Consider the following 14,475-nt stretch of genomic DNA (forward strand, 5'->3'; position numbering starts at 1 on the left):
TTATTCGAGGAATTTAACGGTAACGCCAGAGCGTACTTTTCCACCGAGGTCATTCGCATCCCAGTTGGTTAAGCGAATACAACCATGTGATGCAGTCTTAGAGATCAAAGATGGATTAGGCGTACCATGAATACCAAAGGATTTTTTACTTAAACCAATCCAGATATTACCGACTGGTGCATTTGGGCCTGGTGGTAAGGTCAGTGGTTTAAGGTTTTTTCCTTGAATAAAGTTTGATGGCGAATAGCTATAGTATGGATTTTTCGCAACACCGACTACTTTATAGGTACCTGTTGGAGAAGGTGTGTCAGAACTACCAATTGTCGCAGGAAATGACGCAATCATCTGGTTACGGCTATTAAACAGATAAAGCTGTTTTGCGCCTTTATGTGCCACGATTAAATGGATGTCTTCAGGCAAATTATTGCGAACATTCGCAACAATAATTTTTTCACCAGCTTTTTTGAAAGTTGCTGTTGGGTTGATCTTTTTTAAGAAGTTTTCATCCATATGAAACTTCTCGCCCAACATTTCTGTTACGCGTGTATAATACAAACCTTTCATTTTTGCTTGTAAAGCATAATCAGAAGGAATTGATTCGGCATATGGACCTTTCAAATCTGCTTCTGTGATTGTGTATTCTACATATGCTGGTTTAGTTTGTTTCGCAACTAATGCATCCCAAGTTTCTTTGGTAAGTTCACCTGTTGGTGTTAAACCATTCATCTGTTGGAAAGATGCGATTGCTTTTAAGGTATTTTTACCATTTGAGCCATCAATTGCACCAGGAGAAGCATGTGCATTGTTTAACATTACATGAGCACGCGCATATACTGGAAATTGACCTTTACCAATATTTTCATACCATTCTGAATTGTTCAGACTATCTAAAGTCCAAGTAACTTTTGGTGCTGGCGTTGTATTGGTTGTATCAGGAGTATTTTCTAGTTTTTGAGACACTGCTGAAGCAACACCTGTGTTTACTTGAGGATCAGAAACTGCATTATCAGCGACACTAGATGCTGGTTGAGCAACAACGCTTGAAGCAGCTGAACGTTCTACTGCTAAAGGATCAATCGGATCTTGAACAGGTGCCGAGATTTTTTTTGGATTTAAAGGTTGCTCAGTTGTTGGGGTAGCAAAAGCAACATTGGCAATAATACAACTTAAACTCATAGCGAGTAATGAGCGAACGAACATGTAATTCAACCTTAAGAATTATTCATATTGAGATATAAGATATTGCAAGTATTACAGAAAATAGAACAGCTTGCAGTAGCAGTTTTGTGTCCAAGTAAAAAAAATAGTTGAAGTCTGATTTGTTGTATGGGTTTTCACTTATAAATTCGAGGTTAACTTTGCTATGATGCACTCAATATGAAAAAATTTAGAGATTGGTCATGACAACGTTGAAAAATGATCGTTTTTTACGAGCTTTATTACGTGAACCTGTAGACACCACACCCGTTTGGATGATGCGTCAAGCAGGGCGTTATTTACCAGAATATCGTGAAACTCGTGCTCAGGCAGGCGATTTCTTATCTCTATGTAAAAATACTGAATTTGCCTGCGAGGTAACATTACAACCGTTACGCCGCTATGAGCTTGATGCTGCGATTTTATTTTCCGATATTTTGACCATACCTGATGCTTTAGGTTTAGGTTTGTATTTTGAAACAGGTGAAGGACCAAAGTTTCATAAGACAGTGCGCACTGAACAAGATGTGGCGAATTTACCTAAACTAAATTCTAAATCAGATCTCGCTTATGTCATGAATGCAGTTTCAACGATTCGATCTGCTTTAAATGGACAAGTGCCGCTGATTGGTTTTTCGGGTAGTCCTTGGACACTAGCGACTTATATGATTGAAGGTGGTTCAAGCAAAGAATTTCGTTTCACAAAAAATATGATGTACGCACAGCCAGAAGTATTGCATGCTTTACTTGATCATCTTGCTGATTCAGTGATTGATTATCTGAATGCTCAAATTGATGCAGGCGCTCAAGCGATTCAAATTTTTGATAGCTGGGGTGGTGCGCTAGCGCATAGAGAATATACTGAATTCTCACTGAACTATATGACCAAGATTATTGCAGGATTACAACGTGAAAAGGATGGTCAACGTATTCCGATTATTGTGTTCACCAAAGGTGGTGGACAATGGCTGGAAGCAATGCTGACAACAGGTGCAGATGCATTTGGCCTTGACTGGACAACACCACTTTATACAGCTAGGGATGTGGTTGCAGGACGAGCCGCCTTACAGGGAAATCTTGATCCAGCCACACTTTATGGTTCAACTGCATCCATTGAAAAAGCAGTGAAAGCCATGCTGGATGATGCTTATCGTAATGGTGAAAAAACAGGTTATGTGGCGAATTTGGGGCATGGGATTACCCAATGGGTCGATCCAGCACAGCCTAAGATTTTTGTAGATACTGTTCATGAATACAGTACTAAATATTTAGGCTGATATTTTTAATCATTTCAAAGTAAACGCGCTAGGATCAGTTTTGTGCAGTTGATTGTATTACCGCTCAACTTTATCTTTAAGGCAGCTTCGGCTGCCTTATTTGGGTTGTTGCTTTTGATTGCATTTGCAGTCACCTCACCGATGGGAAGTCATGAATATTGGGGATTTTTTCGTTACGATTATTTGTTGTTTTATGCACTGATTATTCAAGCCTGTCTGATTTATTTAAAGCTCGAATCGTGGGCAGAAGCGAAAGTGATTGCTTTATTCCATCTCATGGCGATGGGAATGGAAATATTTTTGACCCATCCAGCGATTGCCTCATGGCAATATCCTCAACCAGCTATATTTAAATTACTGACTGTGCCATTGTTTGCAGGGTTTATGTATTCAGCAGTGGGAAGTTTTTTTGCTCGGTCTTTGCGACTCTATAATGTTTCATTCGAGAATTTGCCGAATTTTGGCAATATGCTGTGTTTAGCAGTGTTGTCTTACCTTAATTTTATGACCAAGTTTTTTATTCCTGACTATCGAATGGTTTTATTTGTTTGGAGTATTATTATTTTTTGGAAGACCAAACTTTATTTTCAATTACAACAGCATCAGTTTAAAGTTCCGATGTTACCTGTACTATTGGTGCTTGCATTCTTGATCTGGATTGCAGAAAACATTAGTACATTTTATAAAATCTGGTTATATCCGAGTCAAGTTGATGCTTGGCATATGGTGGGTTGGGGCAAGTTAGGTTCGTGGTATTTATTATTACTTTTAAGTTTAGTTTTGGTTTTAAAAATATTAGGTGTGCGGGATAAAAATGGATCTTGGCGATTGCGTTAAAAGATTTTAGTCGTGCAAAAGGAGCTTTTATTGAGCTCCTTTTTGTTATGAATATTTCATATATATTTCAAAATTTATTTGCTAAAAAGTTTAACCTCGTTATGTTAATCCTTGTGTAAGAACAATTACACAGCACAATAGTGATAACAAATACTTAAAAATAATTGAGACTGGAGACATTTCTTATGTTAAAAAAATTGCATTAGCAGCTTTGCTGGCAGCTGGCTCAAGTGTTGCAATGGCTGATAATGATGTTGGTTGCGGTGCTGGTACACAAATTTGGGCAGGTCAAAAAGGTATTGCACCTAAAATCCTTGCAGCAACAACCAATGGAATTTTTACTAACCAATTATTAGGGATCACATTCGGTACTTTAGGATGCCGTCAAGGTGGTACAGTAACGGCTCAAGTTGTGACATTTACCAATGAAAATGCAGAGTCTTTAGCGCGTGATATGGCGGTTGGTCAAGGCGAAAGCTTAAATGTACTTGCTGAATTAATGCAAATCAAAGCCAACGACAAAGCACGCTTCTTTGCTGTGTCTAAAGCAAACTTTGCTGAAATTTATTCAAGCAAAAATACAAACTCACTTCAAGTTTTAGATGCTTTACAAAGCGTGATGGCAAAAGACGCTGTGCTTAAAGCATACGTTTAATACGTTTGAACATAAAACCCTGTCTTAATGGCAGGGTTTTCTTATACCTATTCTGATTATTTAAAAAATTGCGATTGAATGAAATTAGCTACTTTTGTATTTACGTCTTTGATATGTCATTTTACATATGCCTCGGTTGAATCTAATTTACAAAAGTATTTAGACCTTGCTCAACAAAAACAATTAGATCAGAAAACCACATGGCAACGCTTGATGTATGCCGATCAAAAACAAAACAGTGAAGTCACTTATGCTGGTTATTTTTATGCCACAGATGGAAAAACAAATTTAAATAGCGAATTACAAGCAGATATTGAAGCCTTGTTTCGTGAAGCCCCAGATAACCAATCCATCCGTTGTAAGTTTCCTGCACGTAGTCGTTGGTTGATGCAGCAACTCAATATTGATGTACAACAACTTCCAAAAGTAAATTGCGTTGAATTTAATGATTGGATCAATCAAATCAAGCCGCATAAAGCCACTTTGATTTATGCCACTGACTTTATGGGCAATCCGAGTTCGATGTTTGGGCATACTTTGCTACGTTTAGACCCTAAAGATCAGAAACAACTCAATTTGGTTTCCTATGCAGTAAATTATGCGGCCACAGTGAAAGGTGATGATAACTGGTCTTATGCATGGAAAGGTTTAACAGGACAGTATCCCGGTGAATATTCAATAATGCCGTATTATCGTAAAGTAAAAGAGTATGGCGATTTTGAAAGCCGTGATCTATGGGAATATGAGCTAAATTTAACACCTGAAGAAACTCGTTTTTTGGTTGAACATATTTGGGAAATGCAGCACGTGAGTTTTCCCTATTATTTCGTCAGTGATAATTGTGCTTATCGTTTATTAGGCCTAATTGATTTAGTACGTCCCGATTTAAACCTAAAACAGCAGTTTAGTTACGCTGCAATTCCAATCGAAACCTTAAAGGCTGTTGATCAGCAAGCTTTAGTTAAAGAAGTGGTCTATCGTCCTGCATTGGAAACTCAACTACTTTCGCAAGCCAAACAACATGGTACAGATTTGGCTAAAGTTGCCCATCAAATTGCTTTTATTGAAACTGATCAAGTTCAATCCACGCTAAAAACATATAGTCAGCAAGATCAGGCCAAGATTTTAGAAATGGCTTACGATGACTTATATCTACAATATATCAGCCATCAAGTTGATGCCAATATTGCTCAGCCAAAATTAAGGCAGCTTCTTGCTGAAAGAAGTCAAATTCAAGTTGAAAAGCAACGTCAACAACCAGAGCGTCCAAAAATGCAGCCTGTAGAAGGGCATCATGCACGTAATTTTTCAGTGAATGTGGGTGATGTGCAAGGACAAAAGTTTGTGGAGCTGGGTCATCGTCAGACCTATCACGATTTGATTGATCTACAAGGAGGTTATCGCACAGGCACACAATTACTGTTTTTAGATGGTAGTCTGCAATATCGTGATGACAAGCTCAAGCTCGAACATTTAGATCTATTATCGGTGAATTCTTATAATCCAGTTCAACCTTTTAAATCGCCGTTAACTTGGGGATTTAATCTCGGTTGGAAACAGGAAGCAATTGAAAATGGGAAGTTCAGTGAAGATGTGCAACATGGCGTGATGAATCTAAATATGCAAGTTGGTTATAGCGTGGCAGATTATGATCGTCGACATCTGTGTTATGCCCAACTACAAAGCCATATTCAAGGTGGAAAAAAATTAGATAAAGGTTGGCGCGTTGGAGCTGGGCCGACTGTAGGGTGTATGAACGTATGGTCTGATAATATTAATAGTGTGGTGCAAGTTGAACTGCCGTATTGGCAAGATCAGAACCAGTGGAATTTAAGAGTCGGTACACAGCTACAATATAGTCTGAATACAAATCATGCTCTGCGTCTGAATTGGGATTTTGAACAACAAGATCATAAAGACTGGAATAAAGTAGGTTTAGGCTATGTTCTGTTTTTTTAGATAAGATATCACTAGGAGCAGGTTAATTTCCAGTATCTAGACTTCAACGATGACGTAGTATTTTTTAACCGCTTCAATGACTTCAAATGTACCGACAAATGAGGGTGGGATAATCCCTGCATTTCCAGCATTCACTTCAATAAAAGAATTGGTTTTTTCATCGTGGATACGAACAATACCTTCAATGATTTGAAAAAACTCTTGTTTATTGTCAGCAAACTGAATATTCCATGCACCCACTTCACATTGCCAAATTCCACAGCTCATGTGTGGATGTTCATACAAGCTATAAGTCAGGCGTTCTGGGTTGCCTTTAACCAAGCGATCAGGACGAGGGTAGTCAATAGTCGCTTCGCCCTGAGAAAGTTGCCCCTGACCAGCAAGATAAATGGATGACATGGTAGATACTCAGATCAATAACTTTCAGGAACGGCACTTAAAAACTCACGACGTGCATCTTTGTCAGTTTTAAAGTCACCAACAAAAGAAACTGTACGTGTGGTTGATTCTTGCTTGCCAACACCACGCATCATCATACACATATGAGCAGAATCGATTACTACAGCCACACCACGTGCTTGAGTTACTTCCGCAACCGCTTCTGCAATTTGTTGAGTCAAGTTTTCTTGAATCTGCAAACGACGTGCAAACATTTCAGTAATACGCGCAAATTTAGAAAGACCTAAAACTTGACCTTCGGGTAAATAAGCAATATGGACACGACCATAAAAAGGGAGAAGGTGATGTTCACAAAGTGAATAAAACTCGATATTTTTGACCAATACCATTTCATGGTTATCGGATGGGAAAACCGCACTATTTGTAACTTCTTCAAGGGTTTTGCTATAACCAGAAGTTAAAAAAGAAAAAGCTTTAGCCGCACGCATAGGCGTATCTTTTAAGCCTGGGCGATTTAGATCTTCGCCAACGGCAGTTAAAATATTTGCGTACGATTGCTGCATAGACATAACAATGTTCACTTAGGTGGGTTGAACAAAACGGGAATTGTATCAGAAAACGACTCAAAAACTTAATTTTGAACCAAATGCCGATTATTGTTTGTGCTTTGGGTTCTTTTCTGCACGTTTTAAGAGCACTAAAACAGCACCCGTACCCCCTTGATTTTCAGGTGCGCTGACAAATGCAAGTACATCACGATGTTGTCTAAGCCAGCCATTGACATAGGTTTTTAAAATGCCCTCAGGTCCTTTACCGTGAACAATTTTGATGACATTTTGATTTTCATCTTTTGCCATTTGAATGATTTGTAGAACGGCTGCTCGGGCTTGTTCAACGGTACAACCATGTAAATCGACTGCTTCAAACCAACGAGTTTTACCTGCTTTTAAGTCTTCAAATACTTTGTGCTGCAAAGTTGCAATTCGATAGCTTAAAGTCGCTTGGCTTGCCACTGGATTTAAGATCGCTTGAGTATCCGAAATTTCTGTAAGCTCTTGCTCTGCACCACCTTCTGCCGCAGCACGTTTTGCCAAGGTTTGGGCATCAACTTTTTTGCGACGTGTGACTTTGGTGTCGGCAATATTTTGATTGTCTATTGGTTTTACCCCAAGCAGGGCTTTTTTAAAAAGCTCAGTATCTTCCAACTCTTCTACAATGGCTGGAGCTTTTTGTGACTCTGCTTGTTTTGCAATAGCACTTGCTTGAGGATTAGAGATTTGCTTTTTAAAGGCTTTCAGTAAGTTAAACTGATCTTTAGAAAGCGATGAATCATGTTTACTCATAAGTTTAGAAAAATAGGCAAGATACGAGAGATGTAAAATTATAGTCTGAAACCGTGATGATTTGAACTAAATTGCATTCATGGAGCGATATGAGCTTTAAAGTTACGATAAATGCTTCAAAGTATAGATGGGATAAATTGATTTAGTTTCTTTATCCATTATCTACGGAAGCTATGTTTGTAATTTTTCATTTATTAAGAGGGAGTTAGAATCCTTATAATTCGTGATTGGTTTAAGCCTTTATTTTTAAAACGGTCGTACAGTTCAAAGCAAATATGTTGGTTAGCTTGAACACGGGGTAAAGTTTCATCGAAGTCAAAATAACGAATATAACCAGATTGATCCATCACAATTGCAAGGCGCTCGAAGTGACCTTTCCGTTTCTGAAAAGTTTTATATTGTTCTACTACACCGCATTCTTCAGATTTAATAAATGTATCTACAGGGGAAAAGTACATTCCACTGCTAATAAAGATGACTCCAGGAATTAAACTAAAGAAATAAAAGACTCTTGGATCTTTGAGCTTCTGAATTTTTTGATAGCAATAGAGATGACTATAAATTGGAAAGCCAACTAAAAAGATCAGCCCTAGAATTAATAAAAAATTACTCATGTTTTTTCATCAGTCTTTAATCGTTGATTAATCTATTGGTATTGTCTAACTCTAATTTTTATTCTTTATTAAGAACTTATATTTAGTTCTAGCATCATTTAAAAGGTTCAAGGCAAAATTTTACCTTGAACCTCATAAATTTAAACCTGTTCAGGCTTTCCAAACAACTCAGTAAACGCTTGATCTGGGCGAGGCTGTTTCATAAAGCTTTCACCGACAAGGAAAGTATGAATATCATTGGCTTGCATCATTTCTACATCAGCAGGTGTGGCGATACCACTTTCAGTGACTAAAACACGAGAAGCAGGCAATAATTTCTTTAAACGCAATGAAGTATTTAAATCGACATCAAAGGTTTTAAGATTACGGTTGTTGACACCCAAAATACATTGCTCAGAAAGCTTTAACGCACGTTCCAATTCATATTCATCATGCACTTCAACCAACACATCAAGTTGATGCTCAAATGCAGTTTTTGACATTTCTTCAAGTTGTTGATCTGATAAACATGCCACGATTAATAAAATACAATCTGCATGTAAGGCACGTGCTTCAACCACGTTATAAGGATCAACCAAGAAGTCCTTACGCAAAGCTGGTAGAGCACAATGATTACGTGCAATCACAATATTTTCATCAGCACCTTGGAAGAAATCCACATCAGTTAAGACAGAGAGACATGCTGCGCCTGCTTGCTCATATTGCTGTGCAATTTCCGCAGGATTAAAGTCTGCACGAATGATGCCTTTAGATGGTGATGCTTTTTTAATTTCAGCAATCACAGCAGGGCGTTTATGCTGTAAAGCATTCGCAAAACCACGCACTGGAGTTGCTTCTTTTGCCCACTGTTCAACATCGTGTAAGCTACGTTGTTTTAAACGTGTTGCAAGCTCCTCATGTTTGCGGTCAACAATTTTACCTAAAATGGTATTTTGAATATCGATCATGAGAAGTCCTTAGTCTGCTTGGTATTGTTTCAATGTCTTGGTGAATTCAGCCAAAATACTCATTTTTTCTAAGGCTTGACCGCCGTAAAGAATATCCTGAGCTAACTCAACTGCTTGTTTGTAGGTCTTGGTGATACCTGAAACATAAATACCTGCACCTGCATTCAGTGCAATCATATTTGCTGCTTTTTCACCAATTTCTGATTTGTTACGGCCCAAAGCATCCTTAATCAACTGCAAGCTTTCTTCTGAACTGTTCACAACCAAACCCGTCAGTGTCTGTGATGGAATTCCAACTTCATCTGGAGTAATCGTCCACTCGGTGATTTCACCATCTTTGAGTTCAGCGACTGTGGTTGGTGCGGCCAGACTGATTTCATCCAGACCATCTTTGGAGTGCACCACCATCACATGTACTGCACCAAGCTGTTTTAAAACCTCAGCAATGGGGCGGCATAACTCATCTGAAAATACCCCAATCACAAAACGATTGACCCCAGCAGGATTGGTTAATGGGCCAAGTAGATTGAAAAAACTACGAATACCTAGCTCACGACGAGGTGCAACTGCATAACGCATGGCTTTATGATGATTTGGTGCAAATAGGAAACCTACACCCATTTCACGGATGCAGCGTTCGGTTTGTTGCATATCTAAATCAAGCTGAATTCCCATTTGTTCGAGTACATCGGATGAACCTGACTTACTCGACACGCCACGGTTACCATGTTTGGCAATCGTTGCACCAGCAGCAGCGATAACGAAACTTGAAGCTGTAGAGACGTTAAATAAATTCTGACCATCTCCACCTGTGCCGACAATATCGACCAAGTGAGGAATATCACTCACATCAATCTTAATTGCAAACTCACGCATAATGCGTGCTGCTGCAGTGATTTCATCAATACTTTCACCTTTCATGCGCAAGCCCATCATCAGCGCACCGATTTGTGCATCAGTTGCTTCGCCCTGCATAATGCTACGCATGACATCTTCCATTTGTGGCTGGGTAAGATGAATGTTTTTGGTAATGTGATTAAGAGCCTGTTGGATGTTCATTTATGCATAAATCTCTAAAAAATTCTTAAAAATTTGATGACCATGTTCGCTCAAAATAGATTCGGGATGGAACTGAACGCCTTCAACAGGAAGTGTTTTATGTTTCACACCCATAATTTCTTCAATTGTGCCATCTGTTTGGTTCGTCCAGCAGGTCACTTCAAGACAATCTGGCAACGTTTCTTGCTCAATTACCAATGAGTGGTAACGTGTAGCAGCAAACGGGGATGGTAAATGACTAAAAATTCCTTTGTCACTGTGATGCATATCAGATAAACGACCATGCATAACCGTTTTAGCACGGATAATTTTGCCACCAAATGCCTGCCCAATCGCTTGATGCCCAAGACAGACACCCAATAAAGGAATTTTACCCGCAAAATGGTTAATTGCAGGAATAGAAATTCCTGCTTCACTTGGTGAGCAAGGACCTGGACCTATAACCAAGTATTTTGGCTGCCATCGTTCAATGTCCTCTAATGTCACTTGATCATTACGAACGACTTTTACTTCTTGGTTCAACTCGCCAAAATACTGGACGATGTTGTAAGTAAATGAGTCATAGTTGTCGATCATCAGAAGCATTTTTAATTCAACCTTTTGAATTTATTAAAAATTGTTTTCATTTACTTATTTCATACTCACATTCATACTCATTTAATGAATTGCGAAATAAAACAAAGCCGCTTGTTAAGCGGCTACTGTATCAGATTCCGATATGTTTGTGACTACTGCCTGAACATAAGATAGAAGCCAAAAACTTTTGCGACCATCTTTGTGTGGCTTCTGGTATCGGCCCTCTCTAATTCGAGCATCCAGTGTTTCGGGTTCGATGTTTAGCATGTGAGCAAACTCTTGGCGACCAATACGCCTTTCTTGGTTATTTTCCATGCGCCTTTTTAGCTCTTGCATTTCAGTGTAAATCTGCTCAAGCAAATCAAGTTCTGCTGTAGTTCTCATTCACCCCTCCGTATCCGCTTTTGCTTCTAATTCAGCAATTCTTGCTTTAAGTTCAAAAAATTCATCACGACACCAAGCTACTGCACCAGTCCAAGCAATCCATCCTGCATTAAATTCACTTGATTTTGTTGTGGATCTAAAACCGTTTTTCTTAGCATTAAGATCAATAAAGCCGTATTCTTCAGCAAGATCACAATAGTGCTCATACTGACGTTCAACATCGCCCATAAAGTCAATCATTTCCCACCCCTTACTGCATTCACAGCATCATCAGACCGACCAAACACACTATTAAAAGCCTTATCAAATCCACCGCTTGCAATGAATTGGTCGATGCAGTTTTCAAGCTTTTGATGCTTTTCGACATAAATGGACAGCACGTGATAATAAAGATCAGCGTTTGAATTACTCACTTCCAAAATAATTCCAGTACCATTATTTACACGCTGTTTTAATGTTGCTTCCAGTTTTTGCACAAAGTCACTATGCAAGTGATGTGACTCACTCGCAATGTGGTATAAAGCGCCAGTTTCACCCGCATTCAAAACTAGATTAAAAGGCTTGTCCTTGTACAGCTCATCAATGATGTAGTTGGCCACAGCAATGTTCGTTTGTTGAATTTCAGTCATTGGCTGGCTCCTGTGCGTCAGGACATGATTCAAGATCAGACTGAATGTAAGTAAATTTCCATTGATGGATGCCTTTAAACGTACCTTTAACAAGTGCTGAGTCATTTGGAGTTGACGGGCATACGCACAATACATAAATGTCAGTATCGTCAATGCTGTCTTTGTCCGTGTAGTCCCACGTTTTATACCCTTTTTTATTCAAGGTAGCTCTTGCGTATTCAATGGCTTCGTAGCCTTGAAGTTCAATAACATAGGTCACAGCATTATTGACTAACTCAGGGGTTACATTATTTGATGGCTCCTGTGCTTCGATCATGGCTTGCTTCACATAAGCGTCATACAAGCTATATGGTAGAAAGGCTTCACCCTCGTAGCACTGGCGCACAGCGTTAATCATGCGCTCACTCGGTACCATTGGCATCAAAACAAACCCCTCTGGAACCGCTTGGGCTTTGGCTGCTTGCCATGCAGTGAAATGCGACTCCCTGAGCTGACACACAAGTACATTTTTATGTGCATAATCATAAATATACTTAGCGTTGGAAATATCTATATTTGGGTTCTCAAGCAAATATTGATTGTAGTGCCACTCATCAAACGCTTCTCTTTCTTTCTGAATATCCACCACGCAACCTTCAATCTTTTTGGCTTCATGGGCTTTGGCTGCTTGCTCAATAGCATTTGCAAAATCATAAACATAAGCATTTAAATCCATGCTTCCGTCTGCTTGCTCTTTCAACTTAAAGCCATTTGCTAAAGCCAATTCTTTAATTTTCTGCAAATCCATCACGCCACCTCAACTTTTAAAATATACTTGTGACCGCCACTGGTGAACTCGACCACTTCACTTTTGGCAAGCAAGTAATGTCCAACTGCTTCCAAATTTTTAAGACTCAAACCTGTTTTAGCCCTTGCTCTACGTCTGTCACACTCAAGACAGATATTTGACTTTACAGATCGCTCGGAAGTGCCGCACGACTTACATGGCGCAACTGGCTTATAGCTTTTCAAGCCTTGCTTTTCAGCACGTGTACGCAAAATATGGTTTTGATGACTGTTAGGGCGCTCATTGCTTTGCAAGACCGTATCCGCATTGCAGTAATTAAACTCAGCTTTATTTGTATTTACAGCTTGTTTGATTTCACCGCCATTTTTTACAAATTCAGCAATTTTATCTGAGTAGTCGGGTTTGATTTTAGTTCCAATCATTTACGCCACCTCCAGTTTGCTTCTTTAAATTTCGCATTAATAATGAGGTCGTCAATCTCACCGATACCGACGTTTTCAAAGATGTGTGTCATCTTGCCCCCGAACACTTCAAGTGTTCGGGTAATAGTTGAGTATTTGAATTTCATGATGCATGGCCACCATCACTTGAAGCGCTTTCTATTTGTTCAAGCTCAAAGCGGCGTTTTTTTACATATCCCATCAAACGTGGTTGTATGTCAGGATGGCGGGCAGACACATCGATCTCTAAAGCATCTAAAGTTGTGAGATCAGGTGCATTTTGAATTTGGACCATTAAAGATGGTGGTTCTTTAGGTTGAACTTTTGATTGCTCCTGAAGTTCACAAAGTCTTTTACTGATTAATGAAAGAAGGGGATTGCGTTGATCAGTTGTCCAGTGATGTGTCTTTTCTACAACACTATTTGCTTCATCTGATGACTGGGCATGAATTACGACTGCAGATAGATCAGCATATTCAATTTCGTATTGAGATTTATTGCCAAGGTCTAAATATGGTTTGTCATTATGGAATCGAGTCCACTCACGTTCTTGAGTCTCTTCATCAACTTTTTTAGCTTGTGCTACAGCCGCAGCGGCAATATTTTCAAAAGGAACGAGTGATTGTTCTTTTTCAAATGAAGCACTTTTTAGATTGATACGTGTTTCCAGTTCTGCGCTTTCAACTTCTGTTAAATCGCCGTTTGAATTAATCCGTGTGCGAATAGCTTTCAAGTCTTGATCAGAAACAGCGGCATCAATTTCAGTAATGAATGCATCACACAGAATTGAAAGCTCAGGATCTGCTGTATTTGGACTAGGGCTTTGTATGCCAATAGGTCCAAGAATATCATCTAATGAAGTGTCATCATTAGTTTGCTGTTTGCTTTCACTAGTTTCATTTTGTTCTGTTGATTTTCGACCACGCTTCTTTTTCGGTTGCTCTGCGAGTTCTAAATTTACCTGAATAGGTGTGCCACCAACTGCTTCACAGAATGCTTTATATTGTAGTTGAGCATTTTCAAAATCACGCTGAACAAATCCACCATGAATGCCATCGACTAATTCATCAATATTTTCGTTGAATTTATATTGAAGAATCACAGCATGGGGTTGGATTAAAAATACATCTTGTCCTTGCTCAATCTCATCAATTGTTAAAGGCTTGGTAAACTTAATACCAGCCAATTCCAACATTTCAACTTGAACACAAAATTCATAATTCGGTAAAACAAAAACCGTCGCTGGCATCTGATCCAATGTACTGAAATTTTTATCAGCGTGAAGATTGCCATTACCAGCATAGCGACATAGAACTGTTTTGCCTTTTTGGAGTGCTGCAAAAGCTTCTTGTGCATTTAAAATATTGTTCAT

The 14,475-nt window shown here is 39.0% G+C and carries 19 protein-coding genes; 4 read left to right on the forward strand and 15 right to left on the reverse strand.

All coding sequences use genetic code 11. From position 1 onward, the window contains the following. Complete coding sequence (locus tag CDG56_RS01230; protein ID WP_087546675.1) at positions 1-1,200, reverse strand: L,D-transpeptidase family protein; 1,200 nt, start codon at positions 1,198-1,200, stop codon at positions 1-3. Positions 1,201-1,400: 200 nt separating this feature from the next. Between CDG56_RS01230 and hemE the strand changes: the two genes are divergently transcribed. The 4 genes from hemE to CDG56_RS01250 all read left to right on the forward strand — a co-directional run bounded on the left by hemE (position 1,401) and on the right by CDG56_RS01250 (position 5,925). Then, on the forward strand, positions 1,401-2,474 hold the full coding sequence (gene hemE / locus CDG56_RS01235; protein WP_087546676.1) for a uroporphyrinogen decarboxylase: 1,074 nt from the start codon (positions 1,401-1,403) through the stop codon (positions 2,472-2,474). Positions 2,475-2,516: 42 nt separating this feature from the next. Further along, on the forward strand, positions 2,517-3,311 hold the full coding sequence (locus tag CDG56_RS01240) for a DUF817 domain-containing protein (RefSeq protein ID WP_087546677.1): 795 nt from the start codon (positions 2,517-2,519) through the stop codon (positions 3,309-3,311). 238 nt (positions 3,312-3,549) lie between these two features. Then, on the forward strand, positions 3,550-3,966 hold the full coding sequence (locus tag CDG56_RS01245) for a DUF3015 family protein (RefSeq protein ID WP_087546772.1): 417 nt from the start codon (positions 3,550-3,552) through the stop codon (positions 3,964-3,966). A gap of 78 nt (positions 3,967-4,044) precedes the next feature. Continuing rightward, positions 4,045-5,925, forward strand: a complete 1,881-nt coding sequence (locus CDG56_RS01250; RefSeq protein ID WP_087546678.1) for a DUF4105 domain-containing protein — start codon at positions 4,045-4,047, stop codon at positions 5,923-5,925. Positions 5,926-5,961: 36 nt separating this feature from the next. Here the strand turns inward: CDG56_RS01250 and CDG56_RS01255 are convergent, their stop codons facing one another. The 14 genes from CDG56_RS01255 to CDG56_RS01315 all read right to left on the reverse strand — a co-directional run bounded on the left by CDG56_RS01255 (position 5,962) and on the right by CDG56_RS01315 (position 14,475). Further along, positions 5,962-6,324: a cupin domain-containing protein gene (locus tag CDG56_RS01255; RefSeq protein ID WP_087546679.1), complete on the reverse strand. Its 363-nt coding sequence runs from the start codon at positions 6,322-6,324 to the stop codon at positions 5,962-5,964. A gap of 14 nt (positions 6,325-6,338) precedes the next feature. Further along, a complete protein-coding gene (folE, locus tag CDG56_RS01260; protein ID WP_017397502.1) occupies positions 6,339-6,887 on the reverse strand; it encodes a GTP cyclohydrolase I FolE in 549 nt (182 codons plus the stop codon). Positions 6,888-6,977: 90 nt separating this feature from the next. Next, positions 6,978-7,667 (reverse strand): Smr/MutS family protein, encoded by a 690-nt coding sequence (locus CDG56_RS01265; protein ID WP_087546680.1) that lies wholly within the window; start codon positions 7,665-7,667, stop codon positions 6,978-6,980. A gap of 194 nt (positions 7,668-7,861) precedes the next feature. After that, positions 7,862-8,281: a hypothetical protein gene (locus CDG56_RS01270; protein ID WP_087546681.1), complete on the reverse strand. Its 420-nt coding sequence runs from the start codon at positions 8,279-8,281 to the stop codon at positions 7,862-7,864. A gap of 140 nt (positions 8,282-8,421) precedes the next feature. After that, positions 8,422-9,228 carry an indole-3-glycerol phosphate synthase TrpC gene (gene trpC / locus CDG56_RS01275; protein WP_087546682.1) on the reverse strand — a complete coding sequence of 269 codons (807 nt, stop codon included), beginning with the start codon at positions 9,226-9,228 and terminating at the stop codon, positions 8,422-8,424. A gap of 9 nt (positions 9,229-9,237) precedes the next feature. Further along, entirely contained in the window at positions 9,238-10,287 is a 1,050-nt protein-coding gene (gene trpD, locus CDG56_RS01280) for an anthranilate phosphoribosyltransferase (RefSeq protein WP_087546683.1), read from the reverse strand. Further along, on the reverse strand, positions 10,288-10,872 hold the full coding sequence (locus tag CDG56_RS01285) for an anthranilate synthase component II (protein ID WP_087546684.1): 585 nt from the start codon (positions 10,870-10,872) through the stop codon (positions 10,288-10,290). A 105-nt stretch (positions 10,873-10,977) separates the two neighbouring features. Further along, entirely contained in the window at positions 10,978-11,247 is a 270-nt protein-coding gene (locus tag CDG56_RS01290) for a helix-turn-helix transcriptional regulator (protein WP_087546685.1), read from the reverse strand. After that, a complete protein-coding gene (locus CDG56_RS01295; protein ID WP_087546686.1) occupies positions 11,248-11,487 on the reverse strand; it encodes a hypothetical protein in 240 nt (79 codons plus the stop codon). Continuing rightward, positions 11,484-11,876 carry a hypothetical protein gene (locus CDG56_RS01300; protein ID WP_087546687.1) on the reverse strand — a complete coding sequence of 131 codons (393 nt, stop codon included), beginning with the start codon at positions 11,874-11,876 and terminating at the stop codon, positions 11,484-11,486. Before CDG56_RS01300 ends, CDG56_RS01295 begins: the two co-directional genes overlap by 4 nt. Further along, positions 11,869-12,663, reverse strand: a complete 795-nt coding sequence (locus tag CDG56_RS17195) for a hypothetical protein (RefSeq protein WP_227519032.1) — start codon at positions 12,661-12,663, stop codon at positions 11,869-11,871. Before CDG56_RS17195 ends, CDG56_RS01300 begins: the two co-directional genes overlap by 8 nt. Beyond that, positions 12,663-13,085: a hypothetical protein gene (locus CDG56_RS01310; RefSeq protein ID WP_087546688.1), complete on the reverse strand. Its 423-nt coding sequence runs from the start codon at positions 13,083-13,085 to the stop codon at positions 12,663-12,665. Before CDG56_RS01310 ends, CDG56_RS17195 begins: the two co-directional genes overlap by 1 nt. Further along, positions 13,082-13,231, reverse strand: a complete 150-nt coding sequence (locus CDG56_RS17005; protein WP_171295081.1) for a hypothetical protein — start codon at positions 13,229-13,231, stop codon at positions 13,082-13,084. Before CDG56_RS17005 ends, CDG56_RS01310 begins: the two co-directional genes overlap by 4 nt. Continuing rightward, positions 13,228-14,475, reverse strand: coding sequence for a hypothetical protein (locus CDG56_RS01315; RefSeq protein WP_087546689.1), 1,248 nt, complete (start codon positions 14,473-14,475; stop codon positions 13,228-13,230). Before CDG56_RS01315 ends, CDG56_RS17005 begins: the two co-directional genes overlap by 4 nt.

The sequence above is a fragment of the Acinetobacter sp. WCHA39 genome (genome assembly GCF_002165385.1).
Lineage (GTDB): Bacteria > Pseudomonadota > Gammaproteobacteria > Pseudomonadales > Moraxellaceae > Acinetobacter.

What these genes read in the sequence shown, in the direction of transcription:
- CDG56_RS01230 (WP_087546675.1), bottom strand. Translation starts at nt 1,200, where the DNA reads ATGTTCGTTCGCTCATTACTCGCTATGAGTTTAAGTTGTATTATTGCC.
- hemE (WP_087546676.1), top strand. Translation starts at nt 1,401, where the DNA reads ATGACAACGTTGAAAAATGATCGTTTTTTACGAGCTTTATTACGTGAA.
- CDG56_RS01245 (WP_087546772.1), top strand. Translation starts at nt 3,550, where the DNA reads ATGGCTGATAATGATGTTGGTTGCGGTGCTGGTACACAAATTTGGGCA.
- CDG56_RS01250 (WP_087546678.1), top strand. Translation starts at nt 4,045, where the DNA reads ATGAAATTAGCTACTTTTGTATTTACGTCTTTGATATGTCATTTTACA.
- CDG56_RS01255 (WP_087546679.1), bottom strand. Translation starts at nt 6,324, where the DNA reads ATGTCATCCATTTATCTTGCTGGTCAGGGGCAACTTTCTCAGGGCGAA.
- folE (WP_017397502.1), bottom strand. Translation starts at nt 6,887, where the DNA reads ATGCAGCAATCGTACGCAAATATTTTAACTGCCGTTGGCGAAGATCTA.
- CDG56_RS01265 (WP_087546680.1), bottom strand. Translation starts at nt 7,667, where the DNA reads ATGAGTAAACATGATTCATCGCTTTCTAAAGATCAGTTTAACTTACTG.
- CDG56_RS01270 (WP_087546681.1), bottom strand. Translation starts at nt 8,281, where the DNA reads ATGAGTAATTTTTTATTAATTCTAGGGCTGATCTTTTTAGTTGGCTTT.
- trpC (WP_087546682.1), bottom strand. Translation starts at nt 9,228, where the DNA reads ATGATCGATATTCAAAATACCATTTTAGGTAAAATTGTTGACCGCAAA.
- trpD (WP_087546683.1), bottom strand. Translation starts at nt 10,287, where the DNA reads ATGAACATCCAACAGGCTCTTAATCACATTACCAAAAACATTCATCTT.
- CDG56_RS01285 (WP_087546684.1), bottom strand. Translation starts at nt 10,872, where the DNA reads ATGCTTCTGATGATCGACAACTATGACTCATTTACTTACAACATCGTC.
- CDG56_RS01290 (WP_087546685.1), bottom strand. Translation starts at nt 11,247, where the DNA reads ATGAGAACTACAGCAGAACTTGATTTGCTTGAGCAGATTTACACTGAA.
- CDG56_RS01295 (WP_087546686.1), bottom strand. Translation starts at nt 11,487, where the DNA reads ATGATTGACTTTATGGGCGATGTTGAACGTCAGTATGAGCACTATTGT.
- CDG56_RS01300 (WP_087546687.1), bottom strand. Translation starts at nt 11,876, where the DNA reads ATGACTGAAATTCAACAAACGAACATTGCTGTGGCCAACTACATCATT.
- CDG56_RS17195 (WP_227519032.1), bottom strand. Translation starts at nt 12,663, where the DNA reads ATGGATTTGCAGAAAATTAAAGAATTGGCTTTAGCAAATGGCTTTAAG.
- CDG56_RS01310 (WP_087546688.1), bottom strand. Translation starts at nt 13,085, where the DNA reads ATGATTGGAACTAAAATCAAACCCGACTACTCAGATAAAATTGCTGAA.
- CDG56_RS17005 (WP_171295081.1), bottom strand. Translation starts at nt 13,231, where the DNA reads ATGAAATTCAAATACTCAACTATTACCCGAACACTTGAAGTGTTCGGG.
- CDG56_RS01315 (WP_087546689.1), bottom strand. Translation starts at nt 14,475, where the DNA reads ATGAACAATATTTTAAATGCACAAGAAGCTTTTGCAGCACTCCAAAAA.